Source organism: Nostoc sp. UIC 10630 (assembly GCF_010747425.1).
Classification (GTDB): Bacteria; Cyanobacteriota; Cyanobacteriia; order Cyanobacteriales; family Nostocaceae; genus Nostoc.
This window is the reverse complement of sequence record NZ_JAAGOG010000119.1, coordinates 1-26,438: the sequence shown is the minus strand read 5'-3', so window position 1 is coordinate 26,438 and position 26,438 is coordinate 1. Positions and strand designations below refer to the sequence as shown.

The 26,438-nt window shown below is 42.4% G+C and carries 22 protein-coding genes and 1 pseudogene; 13 read left to right on the top strand and 10 right to left on the bottom strand.

Features of this window, described 5'->3' with window-relative positions:
• The first annotated feature begins 537 nt into the window (after nt 1–537).
• Nucleotides 538–2,028, top strand: coding sequence for a glutamine synthetase family protein (locus tag G1O98_RS24090; RefSeq protein ID WP_163932860.1), 1,491 nt, complete (start codon nt 538–540; stop codon nt 2,026–2,028).
• Between the two features lie 232 nt (nt 2,029–2,260).
• Here the strand turns inward: G1O98_RS24090 and G1O98_RS24085 are convergent.
• Nucleotides 2,261–2,608: pseudogene (locus tag G1O98_RS24085) on the bottom strand (glycoside hydrolase family 10 protein); the annotation flags it as partial.
• A 9-nt stretch (nt 2,609–2,617) separates the two neighbouring features.
• Nucleotides 2,618–3,997: a chromosomal replication initiator protein DnaA gene (gene dnaA, locus G1O98_RS24080; RefSeq protein ID WP_163932857.1), complete on the bottom strand. Its 1,380-nt coding sequence runs from the start codon at nt 3,995–3,997 to the stop codon at nt 2,618–2,620.
• 164 nt (nt 3,998–4,161) lie between these two features.
• On the opposite strand from dnaA, the gene G1O98_RS24075 reads away from it, so the two are divergent.
• Both G1O98_RS24075 and def read left to right on the top strand, forming a co-directional pair.
• The gene (locus G1O98_RS24075; RefSeq protein ID WP_167306214.1) at nt 4,162–5,403 is read left to right on the top strand and encodes an HhoA/HhoB/HtrA family serine endopeptidase; all 1,242 of its coding nucleotides are present in this window, start codon (nt 4,162–4,164) and stop codon (nt 5,401–5,403) included.
• Between the two features lie 120 nt (nt 5,404–5,523).
• Nucleotides 5,524–6,054, top strand: a complete 531-nt coding sequence (def, locus tag G1O98_RS24070) for a peptide deformylase (RefSeq protein ID WP_163932854.1) — start codon at nt 5,524–5,526, stop codon at nt 6,052–6,054.
• 200 nt (nt 6,055–6,254) lie between these two features.
• On the opposite strand, the gene G1O98_RS24065 is transcribed toward def, so the two are convergent.
• Nucleotides 6,255–7,946 carry an NAD-binding protein gene (locus G1O98_RS24065; protein WP_163932851.1) on the bottom strand — a complete coding sequence of 564 codons (1,692 nt, stop codon included), beginning with the start codon at nt 7,944–7,946 and terminating at the stop codon, nt 6,255–6,257.
• Between the two features lie 179 nt (nt 7,947–8,125).
• On the opposite strand from G1O98_RS24065, the gene G1O98_RS24060 reads away from it, so the two are divergent.
• From G1O98_RS24060 to G1O98_RS24050, 3 genes are all read left to right on the top strand, one after another.
• Nucleotides 8,126–8,623: a hypothetical protein gene (locus G1O98_RS24060; protein ID WP_163932848.1), complete on the top strand. Its 498-nt coding sequence runs from the start codon at nt 8,126–8,128 to the stop codon at nt 8,621–8,623.
• 123 nt (nt 8,624–8,746) lie between these two features.
• Entirely contained in the window at nt 8,747–9,847 is a 1,101-nt protein-coding gene (locus tag G1O98_RS24055; protein ID WP_163932845.1) for a D-alanine--D-alanine ligase family protein, read from the top strand.
• 201 nt (nt 9,848–10,048) lie between these two features.
• The gene (locus tag G1O98_RS24050; RefSeq protein ID WP_163932842.1) at nt 10,049–10,699 is read left to right on the top strand and encodes a hypothetical protein; all 651 of its coding nucleotides are present in this window, start codon (nt 10,049–10,051) and stop codon (nt 10,697–10,699) included.
• 79 nt (nt 10,700–10,778) lie between these two features.
• Here the strand turns inward: G1O98_RS24050 and G1O98_RS24045 are convergent, their stop codons facing one another.
• On the bottom strand, nt 10,779–11,267 hold the full coding sequence (locus G1O98_RS24045; protein ID WP_163932840.1) for a hypothetical protein: 489 nt from the start codon (nt 11,265–11,267) through the stop codon (nt 10,779–10,781).
• Nucleotides 11,268–11,430: 163 nt separating this feature from the next.
• Here G1O98_RS24045 and G1O98_RS24040 point away from each other — a divergent pair, with 163 nt between their 5' ends.
• The 4 genes from G1O98_RS24040 to G1O98_RS24025 all read left to right on the top strand — a co-directional run bounded on the left by G1O98_RS24040 (nt 11,431) and on the right by G1O98_RS24025 (nt 17,219).
• Complete coding sequence (locus G1O98_RS24040) at nt 11,431–13,329, top strand: serine/threonine protein kinase (RefSeq protein WP_163932836.1); 1,899 nt, start codon at nt 11,431–11,433, stop codon at nt 13,327–13,329.
• 588 nt (nt 13,330–13,917) lie between these two features.
• Entirely contained in the window at nt 13,918–14,367 is a 450-nt protein-coding gene (locus G1O98_RS24035; RefSeq protein ID WP_163932834.1) for a DUF4915 domain-containing protein, read from the top strand.
• A complete protein-coding gene (locus G1O98_RS24030) occupies nt 14,368–14,613 on the top strand; it encodes a DUF4915 domain-containing protein (protein WP_163932830.1) in 246 nt (81 codons plus the stop codon).
• 230 nt (nt 14,614–14,843) lie between these two features.
• On the top strand, nt 14,844–17,219 hold the full coding sequence (locus tag G1O98_RS24025; protein ID WP_163932828.1) for an Ig-like domain-containing protein: 2,376 nt from the start codon (nt 14,844–14,846) through the stop codon (nt 17,217–17,219).
• Nucleotides 17,220–17,677: 458 nt separating this feature from the next.
• On the opposite strand, the gene G1O98_RS24020 is transcribed toward G1O98_RS24025, so the two are convergent.
• The 5 genes from G1O98_RS24020 to G1O98_RS24000 form a co-directional block, all read right to left on the bottom strand.
• Nucleotides 17,678–18,340, bottom strand: a complete 663-nt coding sequence (locus G1O98_RS24020; protein WP_163932825.1) for a heterocyst differentiation related protein — start codon at nt 18,338–18,340, stop codon at nt 17,678–17,680.
• Nucleotides 18,341–18,584: 244 nt separating this feature from the next.
• Entirely contained in the window at nt 18,585–19,403 is an 819-nt protein-coding gene (trpA, locus tag G1O98_RS24015) for a tryptophan synthase subunit alpha (protein ID WP_163932822.1), read from the bottom strand.
• Nucleotides 19,404–19,502: 99 nt separating this feature from the next.
• Nucleotides 19,503–19,814: a DUF3007 family protein gene (locus G1O98_RS24010; RefSeq protein ID WP_012412811.1), complete on the bottom strand. Its 312-nt coding sequence runs from the start codon at nt 19,812–19,814 to the stop codon at nt 19,503–19,505.
• Nucleotides 19,815–19,839: 25 nt separating this feature from the next.
• Nucleotides 19,840–20,052: an NAD(P)H-quinone oxidoreductase subunit L gene (locus tag G1O98_RS24005; RefSeq protein WP_012412810.1), complete on the bottom strand. Its 213-nt coding sequence runs from the start codon at nt 20,050–20,052 to the stop codon at nt 19,840–19,842.
• A 1,079-nt stretch (nt 20,053–21,131) separates the two neighbouring features.
• Complete coding sequence (locus tag G1O98_RS24000; protein WP_163932819.1) at nt 21,132–21,716, bottom strand: Uma2 family endonuclease; 585 nt, start codon at nt 21,714–21,716, stop codon at nt 21,132–21,134.
• Between the two features lie 421 nt (nt 21,717–22,137).
• Between G1O98_RS24000 and G1O98_RS23995 the strand changes: the two genes are divergently transcribed.
• A complete protein-coding gene (locus G1O98_RS23995; RefSeq protein WP_163932816.1) occupies nt 22,138–23,457 on the top strand; it encodes a hypothetical protein in 1,320 nt (439 codons plus the stop codon).
• A gap of 12 nt (nt 23,458–23,469) precedes the next feature.
• Here G1O98_RS23995 and G1O98_RS23990 read toward each other — a convergent pair whose 3' ends face one another.
• Complete coding sequence (locus G1O98_RS23990; protein ID WP_163932813.1) at nt 23,470–24,390, bottom strand: lysylphosphatidylglycerol synthase domain-containing protein; 921 nt, start codon at nt 24,388–24,390, stop codon at nt 23,470–23,472.
• Between the two features lie 341 nt (nt 24,391–24,731).
• Here G1O98_RS23990 and G1O98_RS23985 point away from each other — a divergent pair, with 341 nt between their 5' ends.
• Nucleotides 24,732–25,301, top strand: a complete 570-nt coding sequence (locus tag G1O98_RS23985; protein WP_163932810.1) for a DUF6658 family protein — start codon at nt 24,732–24,734, stop codon at nt 25,299–25,301.
• Between the two features lie 100 nt (nt 25,302–25,401).
• Nucleotides 25,402–25,992, top strand: coding sequence for a hypothetical protein (locus G1O98_RS23980; RefSeq protein ID WP_163932807.1), 591 nt, complete (start codon nt 25,402–25,404; stop codon nt 25,990–25,992).
• The last annotated feature ends 446 nt before the right edge of the window (nt 25,993–26,438 follow it).

The following is a 26,438-nucleotide window of genomic DNA, read 5'->3' as shown; positions in this document are numbered from 1 at the left end:
AAACCTTCCATTGACATTTACCCAAAAGATTTGCCTGCTCTACCTCCTGCCATTTTTTAATTCCGTCGAACTCACGTTTTATTGAATTCAGGCGGTCGTTTATTGAATTCAGGCGGTTGTTTATTGAATTCGGGCGGTTGTTTATTGAATTCAAGCAGTGGTTAGAGTGGGGTAAAACCCAAATTATTGAGCCAGTTCAGACTTGTGTATACACCGTAGGATGGATTGGGGGGACGGCGACAGCCGGGGGGTAAATATATGCAGCTTCACAAAAAAACGGTATTAGATATAAATACTTCTCGTGTTTTGGGGAAAAGGAGAAAGGGAAAAGGGAAAGAAAAAACCTTTACCCTTTAACCTTTACCCTAAATCCAATTCCGAGTTAAAAATGCTTAACCGAGCAGTATTGGGGTTTACCGTACCCTCTGCGATTTACTTTACGCCACCCTTAAAGGCTAGTTCCATATTATTCACAAAACTGGCGAAAGAAGTGTCAAACTAACCACACAAGCAGTTGAACATGATTAGACAATCCCAATGAAAAGACCTGGATTTATTGAACGTCATCACCTGTGGACAGAAATCCAAAAAGAAGCATCTGAAAAAATCAAGGCTATTGTTAAAGAACAGGATTTATTGTTGATTCGTACCGCTTGGTCAGACCAGCATGGCATTGTTCGCAGTAAGTCACTCTTACCCCAAGCTTTTTTCAGCGCCCTGGAAAACGGTATGCAAATCAGCACAGGGACATTCCTGTTTGATACTGGTGGTGCAATAGTATTTAACCCGTTTGTCCCTGGCGGTAGTTTAGATATGCCTTTGATGACAGGCGCGCCAAATCTTGTGGCTGTTCCTGACCCTGATACCTTCAAAATTGTGCCTTGGGCAAAACGTACTGGCTTTATTCTTTGTGATGAGTACTTTCAGAATGGTCAGCCAATGCCCTTTTCTAGTCGCGGTATTTTGCGCCAATCATTGGTGGAGTTACATCAAAGAGGATTGGAGCATATTGTCGGCTTAGAAGTTGAGTGGTATCTAGTAAAGTTGGAAGATCCGATGTTAGCGATCGCTAATGTTGGTACTTCTGGAAAACCCGGTGAACCTGCTAAAGTTAGCGCTGTAGAACATAGCTTTCAATACCTTTTAGAATCTCACAATCCAGAGATTCAAGATTTACTGCGCCTTCTGGCAGAGAATTTAGTTGAAATGAAATTGCCTTTAAGGAGTGTAGAAAACGAAGGGGGTGTTGGTCAATTTGAATTTACTTTTGACCCAATTTCTGCATTGCAAGCTGCCGATACAATGATGATATTCCGAATGGCAACCAAGCAAATCTGCCGTCAACAAGGTTACATCGCATCATTTATGTGTCGTCCAGGATTGCAAGGTTCTTCTTCTAATGGCTGGCATTTGCACCAATCCCTTGTAGACCTTACCACAGGCGAGAACGCTTTCATGTCTGCAAACTCCCAAACCCTCACGTCAGATTTAGCTAAACACTTCGTTGGTGGTCTTCTCAAACACGCCAATGCTGCTTCTGTGTTTACAACCCCAACAATTAACGGCTACAAAAGATTTAGACCTTATTCTCTAGCCCCTGACCGTGCAGGGTGGGGATTGGAAAACCGAGGGGCAATGATTAGATTACAAGGCGGTTTTGATGACCCCAGTACCCACATTGAAAACCGAGTTGGAGAACCAGCAGCCAATCCCTATCTCTACATGGCATCGCAATTGATTTCTGGTTTAGATGGTGTAGATTGTAAACTTGATCCTGGCTCTCCAACAGAGGAACCTTACACTACAGAAAATCCGATTTTACCCAAAAGTTTGCCAGAGGCGATTTCATATTTGAGCCAAAGCGAACTTTTTGCTCAAAAAATGGGGCAGCAGTTCATAAACTTCATCATTAAGATGAAAGAGAGTGAAATTAATCGCTTTTTGCAGTCCGTCGCCGATCAGCCACCAGAAGAGTATTTAAAGCAGGTGACTAACTGGGAACAAAGAGAATATTTTGAATTATTTTGAGTTGAGTTGGGTTTATACATCTTTTAATAAACCAGATTTACTCAGTAAATGGACGTAAATAATTGTCGTTGGGATAAGGCAATAGACAATAGGGTTTTAGCTAGTTTATTTTCTTTACATAGTTTGATTTTATTGTGCCAACTTATTTACTTGTCCGCACTGTTTAAAACTCTTTTAAATCATACTTTATTCATTATCTCTTCTTTTCCCATTCAGAATATTTGCTCCTACATCATAGGGAGTTTTTTAAGCTAGAAGCTGTTTTCTCTGGGTTTCCTGAAAATGGAAAAACTAAGATACTTCTAATTTTTGGGTTGTCCACTAATTCTTTTAAACGACCCATTTGCCGATCTGTAATCGCAACTCCAGCATATTTTTGAGCATAATTTAACTCTTCAACAAAATTACTATCATTATAAGCTTGAATAAATATACGATCTGCACCCCATTTTTCCCAGTCAGCTGCAAAATATTTTTTAGACCAATAGGGGTTATGATGGCAAATATCAAAACTCACCGATGGATTAGCTTTTTTCATAGAAGTTACCATTTGTTGCACAAATTTAGTTAAATTTGCAGTATATTTACCCTATGATTTTTGAGAACGGCTAGTCATGTTGATGCGATCGCTCAGTTGGCGGAGAGTTTGTGCTAAAGTGCGATCGCTCTGGTGGAGTTGGGTAATTTTATCGCAACTATAGATTACCGTTGTATGGTCTTTACCACCAAACTCCTCGCCAATTCTCGGCAAACTCAGAGATGTATGTTGACGCATGAGATACATTCCTATTTGACGCGCCCAGCTAATCTCTCTTCGTCGTGAGTTACCTTTGAGATCGTCTATTGAAACATCAAAATTATCTGCTACAACCTTTAAAATTGCTTCTGGGGTAGCTGCCATTTTTTCGTTAGGCGGTTCTAAAACAGGTGTAATATTTTCCACCGTCATCGGTAAGCCCCAAATAGAAATATAAGCCACCGCCCGAATTAAAGCTCCTTCTAATTCTCGAATATTAGAAGTATAGTTAGAAGCAATATACTCAATCACATCGCGGGGAAGACAAATATTTTCATCCTCGGCTTTTTTTTGCAAAATTGCCATCCTAGTTTCTAAATCTGGCTTTTGGATATCTGCGATTAGCCCCATAGAAAACCGAGAACAAAGACGTTCTTGTAAGCTAGGAATCTGGTTAGGAGGACGATCGGAAGCAATCACAACTTGTTTGCCAGCTTCATGTAAAGTATTAAAAGTATAAAAAAATTCTTCTTGAGTGTATTCCTTACCTTCCAGAAACTGAATATCATCAACTAATAAAACATCAGCAGCTCGATAATGTTCTCGAAAACTTTGCATACTATCTTTACGAATCGCTGTAATTAAATCATTAGTAAATTGTTCAGTAGAAACATAAAATATTTTACAATCAGGAGAAATTTTCCAGCGATAATGACCAATAGCTTGCATCAGATGAGTTTTACCTAAACCTACGCCACCACATAAAAATAAAGGATTAAACTCTTTACCGGGAGATTCTGCAACTGCCAAAGAAGCAGCGTGAGCCATCCGATTGTTGGCTCCAACTACAAATCGTGAAAATACATATTTAGAATTTAATTCAGTAGTTTTATGATTGTGATGAGAAACAGCTTCAGGAATACTGCTAGGATTTGTTGATTCCCAAGAAACCTCGCGTTCACTAAAATGAGAAACTTCATCACCTTGAGCAACAGTAATGTAAATTCCTACGGGATGACCGAGAATATCTTGTACTGCATGAGCAATGGTATTTATGTAATACTTCTGTAACCAATTACGAGCAAATGGGTTAGGAGTGCGGATTACTAAGCAATTATTTTCTAATCGCTCCGCACTAGCAGTTTTTATCCAAGTTTCAAAGGTCGGTCGGGATAGTTCAACCTGTAGGCGCTCTAGTACCTGACTCCACAGACTTTCTATGGGAATTTCCATTATCCACCACCTTTGCTGCTAATCGTCACAATAGAAGATAAAGCATCAATTTAGCATCCAGACACGCTAGACCTAGAATAAGCTTTTAAGTTGTAATCATTTTGGGACATACCCAGTAGGCAAGATCCTAACACTCACCGACTGACACGGAGAAGCAACGATACATGAAGACAACAAACCATGACTTAGCACCCAAAAAAACTGATACCAGGGGTTTATCACAGAGGTGGTGGATGCTGTTATATGGGGTAGCAATGGTGTTCTTGGGAAGCTGCTCTCTTGTACCAGCTAAGACCTTTGAGACTCGACAAAGTGACACTCAGCCCCAAGAAACAATAGAACCCAATCAGGGAATTGTCCCCCCGCCGATTTTCTCGTCGTCTGGAGATCCTAATTTTGTGGTAAAAGTAGTACAAAATGTGGGACCTGCGGTAGTTCGCATTGATTCTTCTCGAACAATCACTTCTCGCGTACCAGACGAATTTAACGATCCATTTTTCCGGCGGTTTTTTGGAGACGCAGCACCACAACCTAGACAACGTGTAGAGCGCGGTAGTGGCTCTGGATTTATTATTAATTCTTCAGGTCAAATTTTGACCAATTCTCATGTGGTAGATGGTGCTGATAGAGTGACTGTCATACTCAAAGATGGCCGGACTTTTGACGGTAAAGTACTAGGTGAAGATCCAGTAACAGATGTTGCTGTGATCAAAATTGATGCTAATAATCTGCCAACCTTATCTGTAGGTAACTCTGATGCTTTACAACCAGGAGAAGCAGTAATAGCTATTGGCAACCCTTTAGGCTTGAATAACACCGTCACTTCTGGGATTATTAGTGCTACAGGTCGTTCTGGTAGAGATATCGGTGCTAGTGACAAGCGGGTTGATTACATCCAAACCGATGCTGCGATTAACCCTGGTAATTCTGGTGGGCCATTGCTTAATGCTCGTGGACAGGTAATAGCAATGAACACAGCTATTATCCGAGGCGCTCAAGGCTTGGGATTTGCTATCCCCATTAACACTGCACAAAAAATTGCCCAGGAATTAATTGCTACAGGCAAAGTCGATCATCCTTATTTGGGTGTTCAGATGGTGACACTGACACCAGAAATTAAAGAAAAAATAAGAGATAAAGCAGGCGATCGCTTAAATCTTACAGCAGATGAGGGTGTTTTGCTGGTTGAGATTGTGCCGCGATCGCCTGCATCGGTGGCTGGACTACGAGTTGGTGATGTGATTAAAAGCATTAACAGCCAGCCTGTTACTAAAATTGAAGAAGTACAAAAGCTGGTAGAAAATAGCAAAATCGGTACTAAGTTACCAATACAGGTAGAACGCAATGGGCAAATTGTCCAAATAGCAGTCCAACCTGCTGCTTTACCCGCGAGACGTGAAGGATAAAGTTTGTCATTTGTCATTTGTCATTAGTCATTGGTCATTGGTCATTTGTCATTTGTCATTTGTGAATACCAATGCCTCATTTCCCATTTCCCATTCCCCATTCCCCAAAATAGTTTTATCATGACTGAATTAGCACCAATCATTCAATTAGGCAATCCAACATTGCGCCAAAAAGCTCTTTGGGTTGAGAATATTCAAGATGAGCATATCCAGAAATTAATTGAAGACTTAATTGCCACTGTTGCCAAGGCTAACGGCGTGGGAATTGCTGCACCTCAAGTAGCACAATCTTATCGTTTATTTATTGTGGCTTCCCGTCCTAATGCCAGATATCCCAACGCGCCGGAAATGGAACCTACTGCAATGATTAATCCCAAAATCATTGCTCATTCAACTGAAGTTGTCAAAGATTGGGAAGGTTGTTTAAGTGTTCCCGGAATTAGAGGGTTAGTTCCTCGCTATAAATCTATTGAAGTGGAATACACCGACTGTCAAGGCAATTTACAAAAGCAAGAATTAACCGATTTTATTGCTCGGATTTTTCAACACGAGTACGATCACCTTGACGGTATCGTATTTGTTGATCGCCTAGAAAGCACTCTTGATATGATTACTGAGCAGGAATATCAAGAACGAGTAGTTAACAAATAAATGGGAGTGGTAAGTAGGGAAAATACGGTTTGGTTAAGGTTTTTTGATGAAAGTTTTAGATCACAAAGACGCGACAAATTGCCGTCTCTACAATAAGCAGTTTTTTGTAGAGACGGCGATTCATCGCGTCTCTTGCCTTAACCGAACAGTATTGGAGTGGGAAGTAGTATATTAATTACGAATTACGAATTACGAATTATTTAAGCGTGTGTTTCGCAAACTCGCTCGTCTCGCCACAATTGATATAGCCGTGTCGCTGGCATAGTCATATATAAAACATCGCCAGCACTGAGACTTGTCTCTAATAAATCCCAACCGTGAAGGGTTTGGTGGTTAGTTTCTACGTACAAAGGTACGCAATCAGCAGACATGGCTACATCTTTCACCCACTGACCACAAAAGGCGTGTAAAGGTGTAATCACAGTTGCAAAAGCTACCCAAAGGCTATCGGCTGTGATGCCATTGCCAAGAATGCGTCCCCCTAGTGCAGCAGCAGCAAAAGCTGGGGCTGCTAGTTCAGCCGGACTCAGTACAGCCTCGAAGCCAAATAGCTGTTGAGCTATGCCAGCAAAATCGGGATCGGCATAATGAACAATCACAGGAATGCTGGGTGTCAAGCCTTTGGCTTTGAGGGCAATTTCCAGATTGGTGGCATCATTGTTAGTAACAGCAATCACTGCGGCAGCAGAGTCTATATTGCTGGATTTGAGTATTGTGCGGAAACTGGCATCACCCTGAATCACGGGGATACCGAGTTCGCGGGCGGTGTTGATATATTTGTTATTGGAGTCGGGTTCAACTACTACAACTTCATGTCCGCTGGCGTGGAGTTGCTGGACAATTCTCACCCCAATCCCACTCAAGCCACAAACAATGTAGTGATATCGCTGAGGAATGCGGGCTGCATCCCAAAATTGCTTAAAGCGGCTTCCTAAGACAAAATCGGTGAGCATTGCATACCAAATACCAATCACCACCGCTCCAACCAGCATCATTACAACAGTAAATAACTTAATACTGTTAGGAGCATTTTCTACTACTTTGTCATTACCACCCGCTCCCGTAATCATACCTACAGAAAAATATAGAGCATCGACAGGAGATAAACTCAACTCAGCCGACATATAGGTGAGTGTAGCGATCGCAATAACTGCAAGTAACACAACAGCACCCACCAATACCGATCGCCCATGTTGCTGAAACTGCTTAAAATTAGTTAAGGCTTTCAGCAGTTTTTTAATCAACGATCTTCGGGGAGAACGGATGCGGGGTTGTGTACCAATAATTAAGCGATCGCCTACTTGGATCTCTTGTCCAGATATGACACCTGACACCAAATCCATCTCACCTTCTACTGGCAAGTAATAAATCAGCATCCGCGATCGGTCTTCCCACAATTCACTCAGCTTTAAACCTCTCCAGAAGTGGTTTTCATCGATGTATTCTTCGTGAATTGGCCAAGTTTGCTGAAATAATTTGATTTGTCCGATCGCTCGGTTTCCCATCGCTGCAAAGGTGAATACGGGTGCTGCTAATCCCACAACACTCATACTCAAATGGTCTGGCAAACTTTGATCTAGGCGCTCGCCCAAATTTGTATTATAAAAACGGTTGATAATCCGAATCTGGGGATTCAGCACTCGCGCTTGCATCATAATAGACAAATTCAGAGCATCTTTAGAGCCAGCGATGACTAAAGTATGTGCCTGTTGAATTCCTGCTGCTGTTAGGGTAGAAGCTGCTTGTAAATCGCCAACAATCACATCTCCTGCCGTTTCGCCAGGGATAGATTGGTGATGAATGCCAACAACGAAGGCCCCCTGATGTCTCAGCAAACGAAAGGTTTTATATCCGGTACGTCCTAAGCCGCAAACAATAATTCTGGGTTTCATGAAACGGCAGCATCTTTTACAGGTAGGGCTGCATTTCTAGTTATTGATCAATATTGTTGCCCATTTTCCTGGAATATAACTGTAGCTGACAACACGATTGTTTTAAATAAGATGGCACTTTTACAAATTTATGAAAGTCGATGTTATTTGGATACCTGAAATTTGAAAAAATTCAAGTTATGAAAAATTTGGTACAATTGTCAACTTTCGGTACTATTTTATGCCCTCTAGTTTTGGTAGGAACCATAGCCGCTACAGCGCAAGCACAGCAACAGTCAGAGCCAGGGGCGATTTCTGCACCTCATGTAACACTGAATGTACAACGTAGCAGTGGTACATGTCCTCCAACAATTGGACTGTGGTGGTTTGTTCTACCTTATGAAGGCGGTGCTGAACATACGGTAGTGGCAGATACTAGAGAGTTTGCAGATGAAACTAAGTTAGTTTCATCTAATAATAAGCAGTTTGTGGAATTTGTTTCACCTTTACGCAGTAATTATGCTTCTTGTGTAGGTCAAACTCGTGAGCAAAAATATACTTTCTACAATGTAGAATTTAAAAATAAAAAAGCTTATTTCCGTGTAGATTTACGAAAAATTGATGCACCCGCTCGCCTAATCACTTATAAAAATGTAGTGGCTTCCCGCCCTTATGTCAGATGGGCGATCGCTGACTAACTCATCAAAATAGGAGAGTTTTTCTAAGTAGGGTTTCAACAGGCAAAAAATAATATAGAAAAATATGGCAATTTTTGTAGGTTGTGATACGCTATCTGCTTGAGAAGTGTGGAGGAACCGAAAATGACTAAGCTGCGCGTGGGGTTACTGTTTGGCGGTCGTTCGGGAGAACATGAAGTTTCAATCAAATCAGCACGGGCGATCGCTAAAGCCCTGAGTGCAGAGGAAAATGCTAGTAAGTACGAAATACTTCCTTTTTATATTCAAAAAGATGGACGCTGGCTAGCCGGAGAAGCACCCCAAAAGGTTTTAGAAACAGGCAGTCCGCTTTTGGAAGCTGAACAATCAACTTCTGAGGGAAATCTGACATCCAACCCTCAAGCCCAAACCCTAAGTAAATGGGAATCTCCCTCTCAAGTTGCCCAAGTGGATATTTGGTTTCCCGTTCTCCACGGTCCCAACGGTGAAGACGGGACAATTCAAGGGTTATTAACTTTGATGCAAGTCCCCTTTGTTGGTTCTGGGGTGTTAGGTTCGGCAATGGGAATGGATAAAATTGCCATGAAAATGGCCTTTGAGCAAGCGGGACTAGCACAGGTAAAATATAAAGCGATAACTAGAGCGCAAGTTTGGTCTAATCCTTGCGTGTTTCCGAAACTGTGTGATGAGATTGAGGCAGCATTAGGTTATCCCGCTTTTGTTAAACCTGCTAATTTGGGTTCATCAGTGGGTATTGCCAAAGTGCGATCGCGCCAAGAATTAGAAGCCGCCTTAGATAATGCCGCCAGTTATGACCGAAGACTGGTGGTAGAAGCTGGTGTCGTCGCCAGGGAAGTTGAGTGTGCCGTTTTGGGTAACGATCAACCCCAAGCCTCTATCGTTGGAGAGATTAGTTATGATAGCGATTTTTATGATTATGAAACTAAATATACAGAAGGTCGGGCAGATTTACTGATTCCAGCACCGATTCCAGATGCGATCGCTCGTCAAATTCAGGACATGGCTTTGCAAGCCTTTGCAGCTGTTGATGCTGCGGGATTGGCAAGGGTCGATTTCTTCTATGTAGAAGCTACACAAGAGGTTTTGATTAACGAAATCAATACGTTGCCGGGGTTTACGGCGACGAGTATGTATCCGCAACTCTGGGCCCATAGTGGAGTCTCCTTTCCAGAATTAGTTGATCGGTTAATTCAACTTGCTCTTGAAAGGTATTCTCCTAGCTGACAGAAAAAATAAGCAAACTGATTTCAGAGCATTACGGCAAGAAGTCACAATAAAGACACAATTTTGACAAAAGTTAGCCGGATTTGGTAGCATCTGTTTTACAAAAAAGCTACTGGGATCGGAAATTTTGTTACGGATACCTGATGCTTGACTCCTCCAGTACAATTTATTGACTAGAGGGGTACAAATCTGAAAGTAATCATGGAAAAAAGTCAGAGTGTACAGCGCGAGCCAACCCAACTCAGAAGGGCTACTCCAGAGCTGACAAACAGGAAATCGAGATTAAAACAAAGCTCGAATGTTCTGATATATCTGGTAACACATCATCCTTGGCTATTGTTAACTGGGTGTTTAGCCATGTTTTTAGGAGGTGGTGCCTTTGCCCTGTATAGCTTAGGTAATGCTGGACAGGTAGCACAAGAAGAACCAGAAACAATCCCAGTTATTGTTGAAGAACCAATCAGTGTGCCCTCTGAGAATAGTAACCCTACACCTTTATGGATGGTAGCTGCGATCGTCCTCAGTTGTGGTGGTGGTTCTTTGCTCGTTTTCAAAATGCTTAACCGGAAAACGCAACCGCAAAAAGTCCAAAAACAGGTTAACCGCCATCAGGCACGCTTGGCACAAAGCCAGTACCAAAGATTGGAACCACGCCTTCCTAAAAACCAACCAATTTTTGTGCCACAGCCACAACTGATGCCGCTGATGCAGATGCAACCTAAAGCAAAACATCTAGTAACGGTTCTACCAGCAGAACACAAGCACCACTTGGATACGCGCACAGATTCTTTAGCAGACTTAATGGATCTTCGTAAAAATAGTTCATTGTCTGCAATTTTACGCCAGTATTAAATTTAATGTAAAGCAAAAACCTTTCAAAATAATACTTTTTGCGAATTAGGGCACGGTTCTACCGTGCCTTTACTAATATTTATCCTTCTGGCAATTTAGCAAACGCCTGTTCAACTAAATCCTTTGCTTTAGCATCCAAACGCAGCCAATCCACTTCACCCAGTTCATCAATTAAACTAGTATCAATCTCAGCAGCTTCTTTCTGTGGGCTGTATTCAATAAAACACACCTCATAACACAATTCCCACAAATCGATACTCGCTTCTTGCTGTTGACGCTGCAAACGTAGATGATATCCTGGATGGGGCATCGGCAAACGAGTAAGAGTCTCTCTAATTTCATCGGCTTCTTGGGGCGTTGCAGTTTCCATTGCTTGCAACAACTCAGTCACCAATGCTTTGATTTCATCAGTGGTGCTAGGCGGCCAAATCAGGACATCATGGTAAGTTCCCGTCCAAGAAGATTCATCAAGGGACTTACGGATATTATCGATAACGCGAATGAAAGCAGGTTGCATGAGGATTTCAGCCTGCTGCCATGCAACTGGATTTGTTATTTTCGGTGGCATTGGTAATAAACAGGGGCACTAAAAGAAAAATAAACAGTCTGCGTTTATAAAAAAGCTGCGTTTTTAATCTAAATCTTTTCTCAAGATAGCGGATTTCATTGAAGAAAATTTGGAGATATTTATTACCAGCTGGACAATTAGGTAATAACTCTGGGGAGGGAATATGATCGGCAAGCTACTAGACCATCGTTACCAAGTAATTCGAGTCCTCGCAATGGGAGGATTTGGTCAAACCTATATTGCCCAAGATACTAGGCGGCCCGGCAACCCCATTTGCGTTGTCAAGCACCTCAAACCCGGAACTGACCCCAGAGTTTTTGATACTGCTAAACGCCTGTTCAATAGCGAAGCCGAAACCTTAGAAAAACTGGGCAACCATGACCAAATACCCAGGCTGCTAGCGTATTTTGATGAAAACCAAGAATTTTATTTAGTACAAGAATATATTGAAGGACATACCCTAGCTGAAGAACTTACACCTGGTAAACGCTGGAGTGAAAGCCAAGTAATTCAACTATTACAAGAAGTTCTGGAAATTCTTGAATTTGTCCACAGCCAAGGCGTTATTCATCGGGATATCAAACCGGATAATATCATCCGTCGCGCCTCAGATAATAAGTTAGTTTTAGTGGACTTTGGGGCAGTGAAGCAACTGCGTACACAGATGGTGACAGTGGGGGGACAAGCATCTGCCACAGTCGTTATCGGTACTCCCGGCTATATGCCGACAGAACAAGGGCAAGGCAAACCCCGCCCCAACAGTGATATTTATTCCCTCGGCATCATTGCCATTCAAGCACTAACAGGATTATTGCCAACGGCATTGCAAGAAGACCCGGAAACAGGCGAAATCATTTGGCAGCAATCAGTAACCGTAAACTACCAACTGGCGGCAGTGTTGACGAAGATGGTGCGTTATCACTTCAAAGACCGCTACCAAAACGCCACGGAAGCACTGCAAGCCTGTAAAGATGCGATTAATCCTGTACCTAAACTTTCTCAACCTCAAGAATCCACCAAATCTAGACCTCAAGTATCTCGGCTGCAAACGGTTGCAGTCGCACCAGCAAATCCTGTCAAACCTGTCCGTAAAGACTCTGGTAAATCCGACCCATGGCCAATATTAATTGGCATATTATTAGCGGGTGGTGCGGCTGCCTTAGTCGCAAATGTATACCCAAATGTGAAAAATTTAGCTTTAAATCTTACAGGTAAGGATACTACTTTAGTAAACAAATGCTCGGCTGTTGTCGTCGGAAATTCTAATATCCGTTCTGAACCTAGTTCGATAAATTCTGATAATATTTTGCAAACAGTTACCGATAACACCAGTTTCGAGGTGACTGGCAAGCGGACAAAACGAGGTTGGATAGAAGTTAAACTTAAATCTGGTCGTTTAGCTTGGGCACACCCGGCCGTGATCGTCAATAATCAAGAATGGGCTTCTTGCCTGCGCGAAAAAGGTATTGCAACTAAGACTGTAAATGATAGTAGCTTGATTGCTACTCGACCAGCTCCCAAGCCAAAAGCAAAATCTAGTGATGTAGCAACTCCCTTACTAGAAAAGCCGAAGGAGTCAACTGACAATGTGGACAAATCAGAACGATCGCAGCCTAGTGATAACAGTGCCAATATTATAGAGCAAGCAAAACAGAAGTATGATTCAGGGGATATAGTTGGAGCGATCGCACTTTTAAAATCAATTCCAGCAAATGCTGCTTCTGGTATCCAAGAGACGGGCAAAATGATTGCCCAGTGGCAGGACGATTGGGCGAAAGCAGAGGCGTTATCTAATGAGATCAACAAAGCAATAGATGATGGTAAATGGGATAAAGTTTTAGATTATAGAAACCATCCAGAAAAATTACCTAATACTAAATACTGGCGAAACAAAATAGAACCATTATTTAAACAAGCAGCCGAAAATCTAGCAAAACAGGCACTAACTCAACTAAAAAATCAAGGTAATCCGAAGAGTACCCAACAAAAACTTCCCGATACTAACCAACCTGCCACTCAAGAGAATCCTAATAGCACAGAAACTCCTAAAAGCGAATTTTAACAGTTACGAGTATTTATATTCTTGGGCATTGGTCACAAGTTCAGGTTGTAAGCCAGTTGTCAAGGAGATTTTAGAAGGTGCTTGAAAGAAAAATTCAGGTGTGCCTCGTTGCTTTTATCTTAAGGGTGCGACAATTAACCTAACGTTGGGTTTTCGTTGTCGTTTGACATCAAATACTGAGGTGGGAAAGGAGGCGAACGACGCTCGCCTCCTTTCCCTTTCCTACGATTATCATTCTTATGCAAATATATTTATGCTCAAAGATGTATTGACAAAATTCACTTACTTTTAACTTGTTTCCAATGGCTATACCTAATTCCTACCCTTTCACTCTTTTGTTAAGAAAGATGTGACTAAAGGATAGCTTGATGATTCGCGCTCGATTATCCTTCTAGAGGGATGATTTATATTTTCTTCATTGAATTTTTGATAAATTTTATTCAACGACTAAATATTTAGCCGTAAGATTACCATCACTACCAATAAATACAAATTACAGATTAGTCGGGTGCAGTCTGTACAGATTTCTATTGCACCTGCAATAGAAGCGGTTTTGTGCTGTCAAAAATAATCAATTCAAAATTTTGTATGGAAAGTTTTCTGCCCAGCAATAACGCCATGCCCTTTTCCAGTGCGCCCAAACTGGAGATTGCTTGCTCACAAAACTTTGTTTGTTGCCTGCAAAGCCAGTTTCTGAGTCTCGCTTTCACTACTTCTTATCAAACCAATCGGCTGTTTTTCATCGGCTGCAATTCTCAAGGGCGAGTAGCTGCCAAAGAGCGATTGTTTGATAAACCAATGAGGATGTATGCGTCAAACAACAGCATACATACTAGCATATATTATCAAATTTGGCGGTTTGAGAATTTACTCGTACCAGGGGAAATATATCAGCAAAGCGTAGACGCGTTGGTGAAGCCTCTCGTACCCCTGCTCTTAAGCAAGCTAGCAAGAGCGTCTTTGACAGGAGAAGAGAAGCAGCTTGTGGTTAGATATCGCCCTTACATTCCCCGCCAGCCTACACCACTGGCGACTTGAATGTCTACAATCTCATGCTGGATGTCGCAGGAAATATCATATTTGTCAAACACAGACTTTAGGTGCCTCGCCACGATCGGCAACGACTATAGTTTTGTACCCCTGTGCCAACCGCCGTTTATCTCCAAGTTGTTAGCAGAAGACGATTGCCACCTCAACGGGTATCGCAACGGCCCTTTTCAGACTGCGCCTGCGCCTGCCCTTACTATGCTGGGTTCTCCAGGACTGTGCGACTGGTTGCGGTGATCGCAAATCGGACTAGCATTCACCACTTACCAAACCAATCGGCTTTTTCTTTTCGGCAGCACACCCGAGAAGTTGACCGTTAACAAAAGCCCATTTGACAAGCCTTTGCTTTGAGGAGAGCGATTGAAGTGGGTTTGCCTCTGCTGATTGAGGCGGTTTGAATGGCGATTTTATCAGGGCATCAGATCTTTAGAAACAATCAAGTAAATCTTTAATCCAGGAGAAGAATTATGGCAGTTTTATGGAATGAAGCAACTAATGGCGATCTTTCAAATGATGTACGCAATCCCACTGCACTTGGCACCCTGACTCAGGGAGAGAATATCATCACAGGGGCATTACCCGAATCCCCGGAAGACAACCTTGATGTGTTCTTATTTGACGTTCCTGACGGATTTGTCGTAGAGGACATTATCGTTACCCAATTAAATACAACGGGTTTCGAGAATGGATTTAACCTATTTCTCACAAATCCTGGTGGTCTAGTTGGTTCTCTCAACACATCCAATTCTGGCTTGAGGGCAGGCGACAATCTTTTTGACAACCGTAATTTCGATTTTCCAGGACCCCTGACGGCGGGAACCTACACGTTTGATTTGAGAGGCTTTGATACCAGTTTTGGTGCGAATGCCTATGAATTTAAGCTCGTTGTTTTGCCCACGAATATAGTCCCCGTTGCCAATAATGATACTGCCAGCACCAACGAAGATACAGCTGTCACCGTCAATGTGCTGGGGAACGACCGTGATGCCAATGGGGACACCCTCCGAATTACTCAGGTGAATGGTCAAGCCGTAGCGGTTGGCCCTCCCATTACTCTGGCATCTGGTGCCTTGGTAACTCTCAACACTAATGGCACCCTCAGCTTTAATCCCAACGGCAAATACAACTCTCTCGCCCAAGGAGCCACTGCCACCCAGTCCTTTACCTATACTATCAGCGATGGCAGACGTGGCACGACTCCAGCAACCGCTACTGCTACCGTTACCATCACCGGGGTCAACGATGCCCCCACTGCCATTGCCCTGAGCAACACTACCGTCAACGAAAACGACGTTGCGGCGGTGATTGGCACCCTCACGGTCACTGACGATACAGGCGATACCCAAACTTTCAGTCTCAGCGATAACCGCTTTGAAGTGGTGAGCAATCAACTCAAACTCAAATCGGGCATCAGCCTCGACTATGAAGCAGAGCCGAGTGTTAGCCTCAATGTCACAGCGACCGATGGGGGAGGATTGAGTAAGATCCAGAGCTTCACGATCGCTGTCAATGATGTGGTGGAGAACACTGCTCCCACTGACCTAGCTCTCAGCACCACAACCGTGAATGAGAATGTGGCAGCGAATACAGTAGTCGGTAACTTCTCCACCACCGATGCCCAAGGCGGTAGCTTTACCTATGCGTTAGTCCCAGGCACAGGCGATGCAGACAATAGCACGTTTACCATCGTCAACGGCAACCAACTCCAAATCAACACCTCTCCCAATTTTGAGGCAAAATCGAGCTACAACATCCGCGTCAAAACCACCGATGCAGGCGGTTTATCCTTTGAAAAAGCGATCGCGATCGGCGTGAATGATGTCAACGAAGCCCCCACTGACCTAGCTCTCAGCGCCACAACCGTGAATGAAAACGTGGCAGCGAATACAGTTGTCGGTAACTTCTCCACCACCGATGCCGAAGGCGGCAACTTCACCTATGCGTTAATTCCAGGCACAGGCGATGCAGACAATAGCGTGTTTACCATCGTCAACGGCAACCAACTCCAAATCAACAGTTCTCCCAACTTTGAGGCCAAATCGAGCTACGACATCCGCGTCAAAACCACCGATGCAGGCGGTTTGTCCTACGAAAAAGCGATCGCGATCGGCGTGAATGATGTCAACGAAGCCCCCACTGCTACGGGTGAAACCGTCTCTACCAGCAAGAATACTGCCATCACCGTTGAGTTGGGAGACAACATCAGCGATCCAGATGTGAATGGTCTAGCAAATGCCACGCTGAACGTCACCAGCACCAGCAACGGCACCACCAGTATCGACCAGGACGCTCGACTGGTCACCTTCACCCCCACTGCTGGCTTTAGTGGCACTGCCTTGTTCAACTACACCATCACCGATACAGGTGGACTGACCTCCAATGTCGCTACGGTAACGGTGGAAGCGGGAGACATCATCTCCACAGGCAACAAGAACCAGGACATTCAGGGCAATGAGGGCAATGACTACATCTCGGCTGGTAATGGTAAAGATACCATTCGAGGTTTAGGCGGCAATGACATGCTGCTAGGCAACAACGGAGCTGATACCATCTATGGCGGCAGTGGCGATGACCTGATCAACGGCGGTAATGGACCTGACCTGCTCACAGGCGGCAGTGGCAAAGACAAGTTTGTTTTAACGGCTAGTGCAGGAGGTGACACGATTAGCGACTTTAGCGATGGTGTTGATTTATTGGCTTTAGCAGGAGGATTAAGCTTTGGGCAGCTCACCATCACTGCTAGCGATAGCAACACGCTGATTAGGTATGGCAGTGAAACCTTGGCAACGCTAACGGGTATCAACTCCAGCTTGATTACCTCTGCCGATTTTGTCACTATCTAAGTTTTCAAACTCTACAATCTCATTTGCGATCGCTGTCTGCAATTGTCTATTTTTTGCAAAAGCAGGCAGCAATCTTCCATTTTTGGGATAGCTATTACGGTTTTTTAGAATCGCTCAATTAATGCAAGTAATTGAGTTTCACATAATTTTTTCTGTTAGCAAATCCTACTTGCAGAGGATCATGATAATGACAATCAAATACTGAGGTGGGGAAGGAGGCGAGCGTCGCTCGCCTCCTTCCCCTTTCCTACAATTATCATTCTTATGCAGATATATTTATGCTCAAAGATGTATTGACAAAATTCACTTACTTTTAACTTGTTTTTAATGATCCTTGGGAATAGTTAGAAATAGACTCTGCCTATTAAATTCGCAGAAGCAGCCCAATAAAAAAATTTCCAGGTATAACCTGGAAACGAGATTTTAAATCGGGTTTATCTGTTATTTAATTTTCCTGATTAATGCATTTCGTCATATTCTGGGGCTTCAACTCGTCTTGCTTCCATCCGCGAAGCTGGCAAAAATTCAGCGCGACGCACTGGAACCAAGGGCGGTGTATTTCCTTGGTAAGGGTGAATCACTTGTACAGTACGGGCTGGACGCTGCCGTGGCGAGAATAAAGCCAATACTCCAGCGACGACAACACCACCACCAATAGTCAGAGTTGCGCCTCCCACAGCCCAAAGCATGGGTGAAGACCACCAAGAAGTTTGCGGCTGGAGTGCTGCTACTTTTTGTTGGTTATACTGCTGGGCTTGTTGCCACTGCTGCTGAGTATTGAAATTTTGAACTTGTCCTTGGAGTTGTTGATTTTGCAACTTCAACTGTTCATTGTCGTTCTTTAAACGCTCCAACTGCATCTGCGTATTCAGCTTTTCCATCTCCAGACGTTGGTCAGCACTGGTAGCGGTTGGTGGCTGATTAGGATTGGGATAGATTGGTTGCCCATAAGGGCCGTAAGGATACATTTGTGGCTGTATTCCCGGCGCTACTACAGTCCCTGGCATTTGCGGAGCAACAGCAAAGTTAGGTTGTAGGGGGGTATTTGTTCCTTTGAGCAATACGAGAGCCGCCAGCCCAGCTACGGCGACCCCGCCGATAAACGCCATACTCTCACTCATCGCCTATGCTCCTCAATTGCGACGTAACTATAATAATCATTTGTGACTGACTCACTCTCACACTCACACTCATAAATTATGCCTACTTGACTTCACATAATACTCAAACTATAAGCGACTGTATCAGCTAGTTTTTTTACATCATGATATCTGATGTTAATATTCAAAACCATAATGGTCAAATTGTCTACCAAACAAGGATAGAAAAACTACGCTGTTATACTTTTTAATCTACTTTTCCGTTCTAATCAAGAGGAGTATTTGTGCTGGTTTTGATGGCTGCTTTGAGACTTTGGCAAAATTGGGCGATCGCCAAAAGTCCTTGCTCTGGTGTGCCTTCTGCCAACCGTTTGACAACAGCGCTACCCACGATCGCTGCATCTGCGCCCCATTCCTTTACCTGACGGGCTTGTGCCGCATCGGAGATGCCAAAGCCTACACCGATGGGTTTCTCAGTAACACCACGAATTTGTTTGAGTAAATCGGACACGCGGTTTTCCAGTTGCGTTCGCACCCCTGTTACCCCAGTGACGCTGACTAAATAAATAAATCCTTGAGAAGAATGAGCGATCGCTTCGATTCGTTTAGCATCGCTGGTGGGAGCTACCAATAAGATTACATCAATTCCCATCTCCTTAGCTGGTTCGAGCAAGCCTGCTGCTTCTTCCAAGGGCAAATCTGGTACTACTAATCCTGCTACCCCAGCCGCAGCTATTTCCTGGAGAAATTTATCAATTCCCCGATGCAAAATTGGGTTGTAATAAGTAAATAGAACAATGGGCGATCGCAATTTGGGAGTAATCCCTTGCAACATTTCCAGTACCTGCTCCAATTTTGTGCCCCTTTGTAGAGCGCGGGTAGCAGCAGCTTGAATTACTGGCCCATCAGCTAGAGGATCGGAATAAGGTATGCCCAGTTCAATAATATCGGCTCCACTTTGATCTAGAACCTGCAAAGCTTTTGCTGTTGTTTCTAAATCTGGATCGCCAGCAGTAATAAACGGAATCAGAGCGCACTCATGATTCCGCCCAAGGGTTTCAAAGCAATCAGAAATTGCAGTCATTAGTTATTAGTCATTAGTTATTAGTCATTAGTCATTGGTCATTAACAAAGGACAAATGACAAATGACAAATGACCAATGACCAATGACCAATGATAACTTTACACCTGAGATTGCTCTTCTTGTTCTATTTCAGCTTGAATTCGTGCTAGCTCTTCTGGAGTAAGCTCATCTAACCGCTTTTGCAGGAAGTCTTGCTCATATTGTTCCCGTTGTTGGTGGTAGGTCATTTTTTGTCCCACCGCACGGAAAAAATAGGTCGCTAACCAGCCAATTAACCCACTGACTAGTAAGACTTGGCTCCATATACCAGCTTTTTGAGTGTCCAAACCGACTAGCTGCAATATTACATAAGCCAAGCCGCCGGCAATAAAAACACCTAAGCCAATTCCAATAGCGTCAATCCGTCGCATGAGAGTTATGACCTACCAATTCTCGTTAAACTTGAACTTGTCGCCGTTGGGGTCGGAAATTTGCAAACGGCGATAGAACCAACAGACCTGGAAAAAAGAAAAACACCAAAAAGTACATCAACAAACGCTCGATGGAGCTAGCTACATACCAACGCTGCTTCAGGTAGAACAATACAGCAATGGGGATTACCAGAAGGTAAGCTCCAGCCAAAATCAGATATAGCAGGGCGACAATCATAACTTTTTTGGTCTAAGCATCTGTTTTCCATCATAGGCTGAACAGCCAAACTGAGGGAAGTATAATCATGATGCTTTTAATATCACTACGCAATAATTCCTTTTTTTATCCAGATTGATTGATAAAAGCTAATTTTATGCTATTATCGTAAATCTACTAGCAAACAGATGCTTTAGTCACGCAAGATGAAAAACTCATCTAGGTTGATTACGAATAAAACTTCCGATTTGGGAAGCGATCGCACAATCTAGAAAAAATATTTTCAATCTAGTTGGACAAAAGACACAATTGATGGTGGAATAGATAAGGCGGTATTTGCTGCCTCCAAAAATAACTAGGTTTACACTAGTTAATTACCAAACACCTGCGGGGGTGTGGCGGAATGGTAGACGCTACGGACTTAGATAACTGAGCCTTGAAGGAGAAATCCCTCAAGTGGAAGCTCTCAAACTCAGGGAAACCTAAATCTGGTGACAGACATGGCAATCCTGAGCCAAGCCCGAAAATTTTAGATTTGCGATTTTAGATTTGGGATTAGTTTTCAATCCAAAATCCAAAACCCAAAATTGAGGGAAGGTGCAGAGACCCGACGGGAGCTACCCTAACGTGAAGTCGAGGGTAAAGGGAGAGTCCAATTCTCAAAACCTGATTTGGCTATTGCCATCAGGTAGCAGTGAAAACTGCGGGAGGATGAAAATCCGTTGACCGTAAAAGGTCGTGTGGGTTCAAGTCCCTCCACCCCCACTAAAAATTGAAAATGCCAAAAATCTTTTATGTGACTTTAGCAATAACTTTGCCGCAACGGTAAACTTATGCTTCCAATAAAGGGTGGCAAGGTTATGGTTCCAAATAAATTTCTCTTCGCGTTGCCCTTAAAGCAGCGCGAACTTTTTTGTCGGGAAAACATCCTGGTTTAACCAATAGCCTTGAAATGGCTACCTCACTAGGATAAATACCTTCAGTGTGAACTTGCCTAACAGCTTGTTTTACTTAGATTTTTTGAATGGCTATTTCTAGGGTTAGCCTATTGGGCAATAGGTAGAAGGGAATGGGGAATGGGTAATGGGAATGCTTTTATTCTATTCCCCATTCCCTGGTTCAAGGGTTAAACCGCGATAAACTTGTTCAATGGGGAAATTGAGGTTAATGCTTTTAAGTTCGATTGTGTCGCCTGCTTTGTAGTTGATAATCAACCAGTCGCCTGCATCGTTTTTGTGATACAGGTCGATTTCGATGCTGGTGGAACTGACTAGTAGGTAATCGATTAAGGCTGGGTTTTGGCGGTACATTCGGAATTTGCTACCTCTGTCGTAGGCTTCGGTGCTGACGGAAAGGACTTCGACAATGAGGCAGGGGTAGGTAATATATTGGGTTGTGGTTTTATCGCGATCGTCGCAGGTAACGCTGGCATCTGGGTAGGTATAGTTATTACTGCCAAAGATATTGACTTTGACATCAGAATTTCCGGTGATGCAACCTGTATTTTCTAAGTGGCTGTCGAACATGGCGGTGAAGCGGATGGCGATACGACTGTGATTGACGCTGGCGCCAGTCATGGGGTAAACTTCGCCGTTGATATACTCGTGCTTTTCCAGTTGGGTTGCTTCCCAGGCAAAGTACTCGTCTGGGGTGAGGTGGGGAGCATTGCCTTTGGCTGCGATCATTGTGGGGAAACTCCTGGATTGGATGACTCGCACACTTTCATATAGAAAAATCCCTGTTGCACTTTATTTTTCACAAATAGATTTATCCGTAATGCCCTACTCTTCGTCTAACAATGCTTGTTCGTCAAGGAAGGTTTGTAGCCGGATCTCATAATCTTCATAGTAAAGTTCATATAATGCTTGGCTGTAAAGTAGTTTGCCGTCCAAGGGATACTCTTCTAATTATTGAGACTAAGTAATTTCACTGGGGGTTTTGATGAAGTATTCAACAATTTGGATTTAATACTTTATTTATGGTCGGATTTTATCAAATTTGTGTAAAAAGATCACTTAATTTCAGAAGAATAGATTGATGCTAGTGTTCACCAAGGTTAAGCTGGTAATAATATGAACAGGAAGCCTTTTTGTCCTGATAACTGGAATGAACACTAATAGTTTATCAATTAGTCAGGAAAATCCCCATAGTGTTACATCTAACTCTAGACAGATAAATGTGCAAATTGCACAAGAAGAGGTTTATAGCTTCTTCGTGGAAATTGTCAAAAAACTGTCACCAGATGATGTTTTGCGAGAATTCAAAGGTTTATTTATAGACGGTCTTGATTCAGAAGAGTCAGATTATATTCCTGGGATATATAGTATTTTTTTAGATGATAATGAGCAAGAACTATGTAATACACTCAAGCGGTGTTGCTACATTATAGTTAATAATTGGAAGACTAATCGAAAAGATAAATATATCCAAGAATTAGTTAATTTATTTATTGATGAAAATCTCAAGGTCAAAGACAATAACGATCCAGTAGTAAAGATTTGCAAGACTTGGCTAGAGAATTTTGCCAACAGCAAGGACTACCAAGAATTGAAATTATTTGCTGCTAAATATGATGAATCATCTAAAGGTCATTGGGCTAATCGCTATAGTTCTTATTTATTAATCGATCAATCTGTTAATAAAAATAATCCCATAGAGCAACAAGAGGCTGCTAGAAAGCTTTCTAAACAGATAAAAGAAAAATTTAAGTTTGAACTGGCAATGTATATTGCTCGTTCTCAATCTACAGTTTCAAGCACAGCACGCTATAAAAATCCTAGTGTTTTGGGAGACCAGGCTCTACGTTTAATCAAAGCAATTGTTTTAAAAAGAGGGGTTTTTAGTCATGAGAATATTGCTCATATATTTATCAAACAGACTCAAAATCAAACTCTAGAACAATTTAAAATTAATCTCGAAAAATATCTATTTCTTTCTGTAGGCAAGCAAGAATCAGTTGAGGCTTGGAAGCAGCAGTTTATAGATGTTTTGTCATCATGGAAGAAGGATTGTAATCAAGAATTGATCACCAAAGAATTGTTTTTGAGAACCTGTAATCGAGTCATCGATTACTTGACAGTAGAAAACGGCAAGGAACCTTCATCATTATTTATATTATTAATTAGTCAAGGTCATGCTCTAACATTGGTAATTATACTTTTAAAAATAATTCTAATTTGTAATAATTCTCGTCGTCATTTAGAAACTCGGATTGCTCATCTGATTCGGTTTTACGAAAACTATTCTGAAGATGAATGCAAAGGTGTAATAAATTTTATGGAGATTTTTAATATCACGTTTGCAATTTATGCAGAGAACGTAGAATATAACTTGATTAAGATGGAAGAGGAACAAAGCAGTAATCCGCAGTTGAATCTGGATGGTTATCGTGTGTTTTCACAGATGAAAGTAGATAGACCCAAATGAGTTTTGCCTAATTTATGATTTAGGAAGGCGTTCGTCTAAGTAAGCGAGGGTAGCGCCCGCAGTTTCAGCTAGAATACTAATGAGGCGATATAGAGCGATCGCACTAAATACTAGGGCCGATGGAAAGTGATGTTGCAAAAGTTGATATGCAGTCGCTTCAAACACACCCAACCCACCAGGCGCACCCGGAATCACAAAACCTAACAGCCAAGCGCAACTAAAAGCCCCTAGCAACAAAGGAATTTGATTTACGTTCAACGAACCTAGGGCGGACATAGTTAATATAAACCCAGTGGCGCGTAGTCCCATAAAGCCCAACTCTCCTAATAAAGGGCGTAAGGGGTAGCTTTTGAGACTGAAGGGAACAGTTGGTTGAGTTGTAGCAGCAGACTTTTTTGCTTTTAATCTGTATAAAAAGCGAATAACTGGGTTTAAAAACCGGGGATGAATTGTACAAAGAACTACGGCTAAACTCAATAATTGTAGTATTTGGATAACTAGGCTAGTATTAGCCGCCGCAAATTGGCTACCGCATAAGACAATGATGATTAAAGCAGCAGCTAGCATGAGTAGGGGTTCTAGCAAAACGCTTAAAGTGGCTGCACCAGCAGAAATATTGGCATTTTTGGCGGCGACAATTCGCCCATAGTGATGCCAGATATTACCTGGTAAATACTTAGCAATGTTCGTTTTTAGGTAAACTTGGATAAATTGGGGAGATGATACAGGTTGATTTAACTCTTGCAAAATCCAGGTCCAAATCCAGCCTGCCCAAGTATGCGCTAGTAAAGTTACGCCTGTAGCGATCGCTATAATTGCCCATCCTACCCCATCAATGCGGATAGCAGTCACTCCAATCCAATTATCTTTCAAAGCTTTCGCTAAAAAAAACAGCGTTCCGCCCAAAATTATCCAGCGTAAAAATTGCTTCATGAATTTAGTAATTTAACGGTTGAGCAACAAGGGGCCAATGCCTCTACGATTGCAGTACATCAGCTACCTATTCAAAGCTTTTGGAGTATAAAACAGCTTGATGTAGTTCTTTTTACGGAAACTATATTACTTTATTTTATATCTCTCTAGAGTTAGATAAAAATATTATTCATGTACTAATTAAAATGTAGCCTGCGCTAGAGGTAAAGAGCCTTTTATTATTCATATCCTTAATAGAGGTTATCGAAACTGAGCGAACCAAAACAAGCACAATAACTTGCTGACCAATTCAATGATTCAGCAAAGACTTAACTTATTAATATTTTGGTAAGGAGGACTACGTGAACGCTGTGAGAGTATTCTTGAAACAAGTAAGATTGCGCCAGATATTAACTATCTTTTTAGCTGGACTATTGTTGATAGTTAGCACTGCTTGTAGTGGGGCAAATGCTCAAGGTGCAAATCCACAAAACCCTGCTGTGCAAGCTGGTGGAGCAAACAATCCTTATAAGAATGGTGGAGACAAGTATGGCAACTACAGAATGTCTACCGATCCGAAAATAGCAAACCCAAAAGCCAGTCAGGGACACGACCAAGCTAGCTTACAACCAAGTTTGGAATTTTTGATTGCTACAGCAGATAGAGAATCTAAGATACTTTATCCTGGTGCTGAGACACCAGCAGGTCGAATCAATAAAGAAGCAGAGTTGCCACTCATCACAGATAAAGACTTCCGCCAGCCTGAACCCGGTGGTTTGATTCAGAATGAACCAAATGTTGGAGATCGGGTTCAAGATCGGCTTGAGACTGTAAAAGAGACTGTTGAAGAAGCTTCCGGCTTTTTGAAAAATAAGGCAGATGAAGCAAGTCGCAGACCTGAATTACAAAGAAATCCAGCAGTAGGCAGATAGAATCATTATTTTGTCTGAATCCTTGGAATGCAAAATTCATTCCAAATGCCATCTTGGTTAAAGTTTAACTTAGTCACAAAAATGCAAGGAGTTTAGCACTATGAAAAAAGCAATGAATTGGCTGAAAAGCATTCGTCCCTTGAAAGTTTTAACTGTTTTTTTGGCAGGGATATTCTTATTTCTGACACAAGCTTGTGGTGCCCCAGGAATAGCAACGCAGCCACCACAACCTGGCGCTCAAGCACCTAATACTGAACGATACGATCCAACAAAAGATTATCCTCTATCTTCTCCCTCTGGTGGGATGAATAACTTTAGTGATGTAGATCCCAGAGCGAGAGATGAAAAGGCAGCTAATGACAGAGCTGATGCACTGGTGAAAAATGCTCAAAGAAATATTGACCAGAAGTCAGTTGACAGCCCAAGGCAATATGGTGAAAATTACAAACAAGGTACACCCCTCGGTGAAAGAGTGAAGAATTTGGGTGAAGATATCGGTAGTTCAGCTGAAGAAGTTCGCAAAGGTGTTGTTAAGGGAACTCAGCGAGGAATTGAAAATATCAAGGGAAATACCCAGAATGCTGCCGAAGATGTGACAACAAATGTTCAGCGTGGGGCTGAGGATGCTGGTAGAAATATTCGGCGTACAGCTGATGATGCAGGCAACGCAGTCAAGAGAGCGGTTGATTGAAATTAGTCATTTAATTCTCGTAAAAATTTGAAAGCGCCCACAGACTTATAGTCTGGTGCTACCAAAACAAAGCCTGCATAGACAGGCTTTGTTTTGGTTTGAGGTGGGGTTTAATTCCCTTAAACTTTATTAATAGATATCTCTATAAATTAAATATGCGTTATCCAAAACCCTTGTAGAGACGTAGCATTGCTATGTCTCTACATTATTTTAAATATCTCTAATGAGCCTTTGAACTCCGTTAACGAGTCTTTGAACTCCGTCGTCGAGTATTTTAGCTCCGTGAACGAGTGTTTGAACTCCGTGAGCGATTTTTTGTGCTGTCGGTAATTACCTGCAACTGCGCTGTAGTAGAGTGTAATTAATTGATATAGGACTAATATTTGATTTCTGAAAAAGCTCCGTACATTTGAAGGGTGGGGAAATCAAAGGTCGTGTGTCGGATA

What these genes read in the sequence shown, in the direction of transcription:
- G1O98_RS24000 (WP_163932819.1), bottom strand. Translation starts at nt 21,716, where the DNA reads ATGATCGCAGCCAAAGGCAATGCTCCCCACCTCACCCCAGACGAGTAC.
- G1O98_RS24005 (WP_012412810.1), bottom strand. Translation starts at nt 20,052, where the DNA reads ATGATTGTCGCCCTGCTATATCTGATTTTGGCTGGAGCTTACCTTCTG.
- G1O98_RS24065 (WP_163932851.1), bottom strand. Translation starts at nt 7,946, where the DNA reads ATGAAACCCAGAATTATTGTTTGCGGCTTAGGACGTACCGGATATAAA.
- def (WP_163932854.1), top strand. Translation starts at nt 5,524, where the DNA reads ATGACTGAATTAGCACCAATCATTCAATTAGGCAATCCAACATTGCGC.
- G1O98_RS24050 (WP_163932842.1), top strand. Translation starts at nt 10,049, where the DNA reads ATGGAAAAAAGTCAGAGTGTACAGCGCGAGCCAACCCAACTCAGAAGG.
- G1O98_RS23980 (WP_163932807.1), top strand. Translation starts at nt 25,402, where the DNA reads ATGAAAAAAGCAATGAATTGGCTGAAAAGCATTCGTCCCTTGAAAGTT.
- G1O98_RS24020 (WP_163932825.1), bottom strand. Translation starts at nt 18,340, where the DNA reads ATGAGTGAGAGTATGGCGTTTATCGGCGGGGTCGCCGTAGCTGGGCTG.
- G1O98_RS24035 (WP_163932834.1), top strand. Translation starts at nt 13,918, where the DNA reads ATGGAAAGTTTTCTGCCCAGCAATAACGCCATGCCCTTTTCCAGTGCG.
- G1O98_RS24025 (WP_163932828.1), top strand. Translation starts at nt 14,844, where the DNA reads ATGGCAGTTTTATGGAATGAAGCAACTAATGGCGATCTTTCAAATGAT.
- trpA (WP_163932822.1), bottom strand. Translation starts at nt 19,403, where the DNA reads ATGACTGCAATTTCTGATTGCTTTGAAACCCTTGGGCGGAATCATGAG.
- G1O98_RS24030 (WP_163932830.1), top strand. Translation starts at nt 14,368, where the DNA reads ATGTCTACAATCTCATGCTGGATGTCGCAGGAAATATCATATTTGTCA.
- G1O98_RS24045 (WP_163932840.1), bottom strand. Translation starts at nt 11,267, where the DNA reads ATGCCACCGAAAATAACAAATCCAGTTGCATGGCAGCAGGCTGAAATC.
- G1O98_RS23995 (WP_163932816.1), top strand. Translation starts at nt 22,138, where the DNA reads ATGAACACTAATAGTTTATCAATTAGTCAGGAAAATCCCCATAGTGTT.
- G1O98_RS24075 (WP_167306214.1), top strand. Translation starts at nt 4,162, where the DNA reads ATGAAGACAACAAACCATGACTTAGCACCCAAAAAAACTGATACCAGG.
- dnaA (WP_163932857.1), bottom strand. Translation starts at nt 3,997, where the DNA reads ATGGAAATTCCCATAGAAAGTCTGTGGAGTCAGGTACTAGAGCGCCTA.
- G1O98_RS24090 (WP_163932860.1), top strand. Translation starts at nt 538, where the DNA reads ATGAAAAGACCTGGATTTATTGAACGTCATCACCTGTGGACAGAAATC.
- G1O98_RS24060 (WP_163932848.1), top strand. Translation starts at nt 8,126, where the DNA reads ATGAAAAATTTGGTACAATTGTCAACTTTCGGTACTATTTTATGCCCT.
- G1O98_RS23990 (WP_163932813.1), bottom strand. Translation starts at nt 24,390, where the DNA reads ATGAAGCAATTTTTACGCTGGATAATTTTGGGCGGAACGCTGTTTTTT.
- G1O98_RS24055 (WP_163932845.1), top strand. Translation starts at nt 8,747, where the DNA reads ATGACTAAGCTGCGCGTGGGGTTACTGTTTGGCGGTCGTTCGGGAGAA.
- G1O98_RS24040 (WP_163932836.1), top strand. Translation starts at nt 11,431, where the DNA reads ATGATCGGCAAGCTACTAGACCATCGTTACCAAGTAATTCGAGTCCTC.
- G1O98_RS24010 (WP_012412811.1), bottom strand. Translation starts at nt 19,814, where the DNA reads ATGCGACGGATTGACGCTATTGGAATTGGCTTAGGTGTTTTTATTGCC.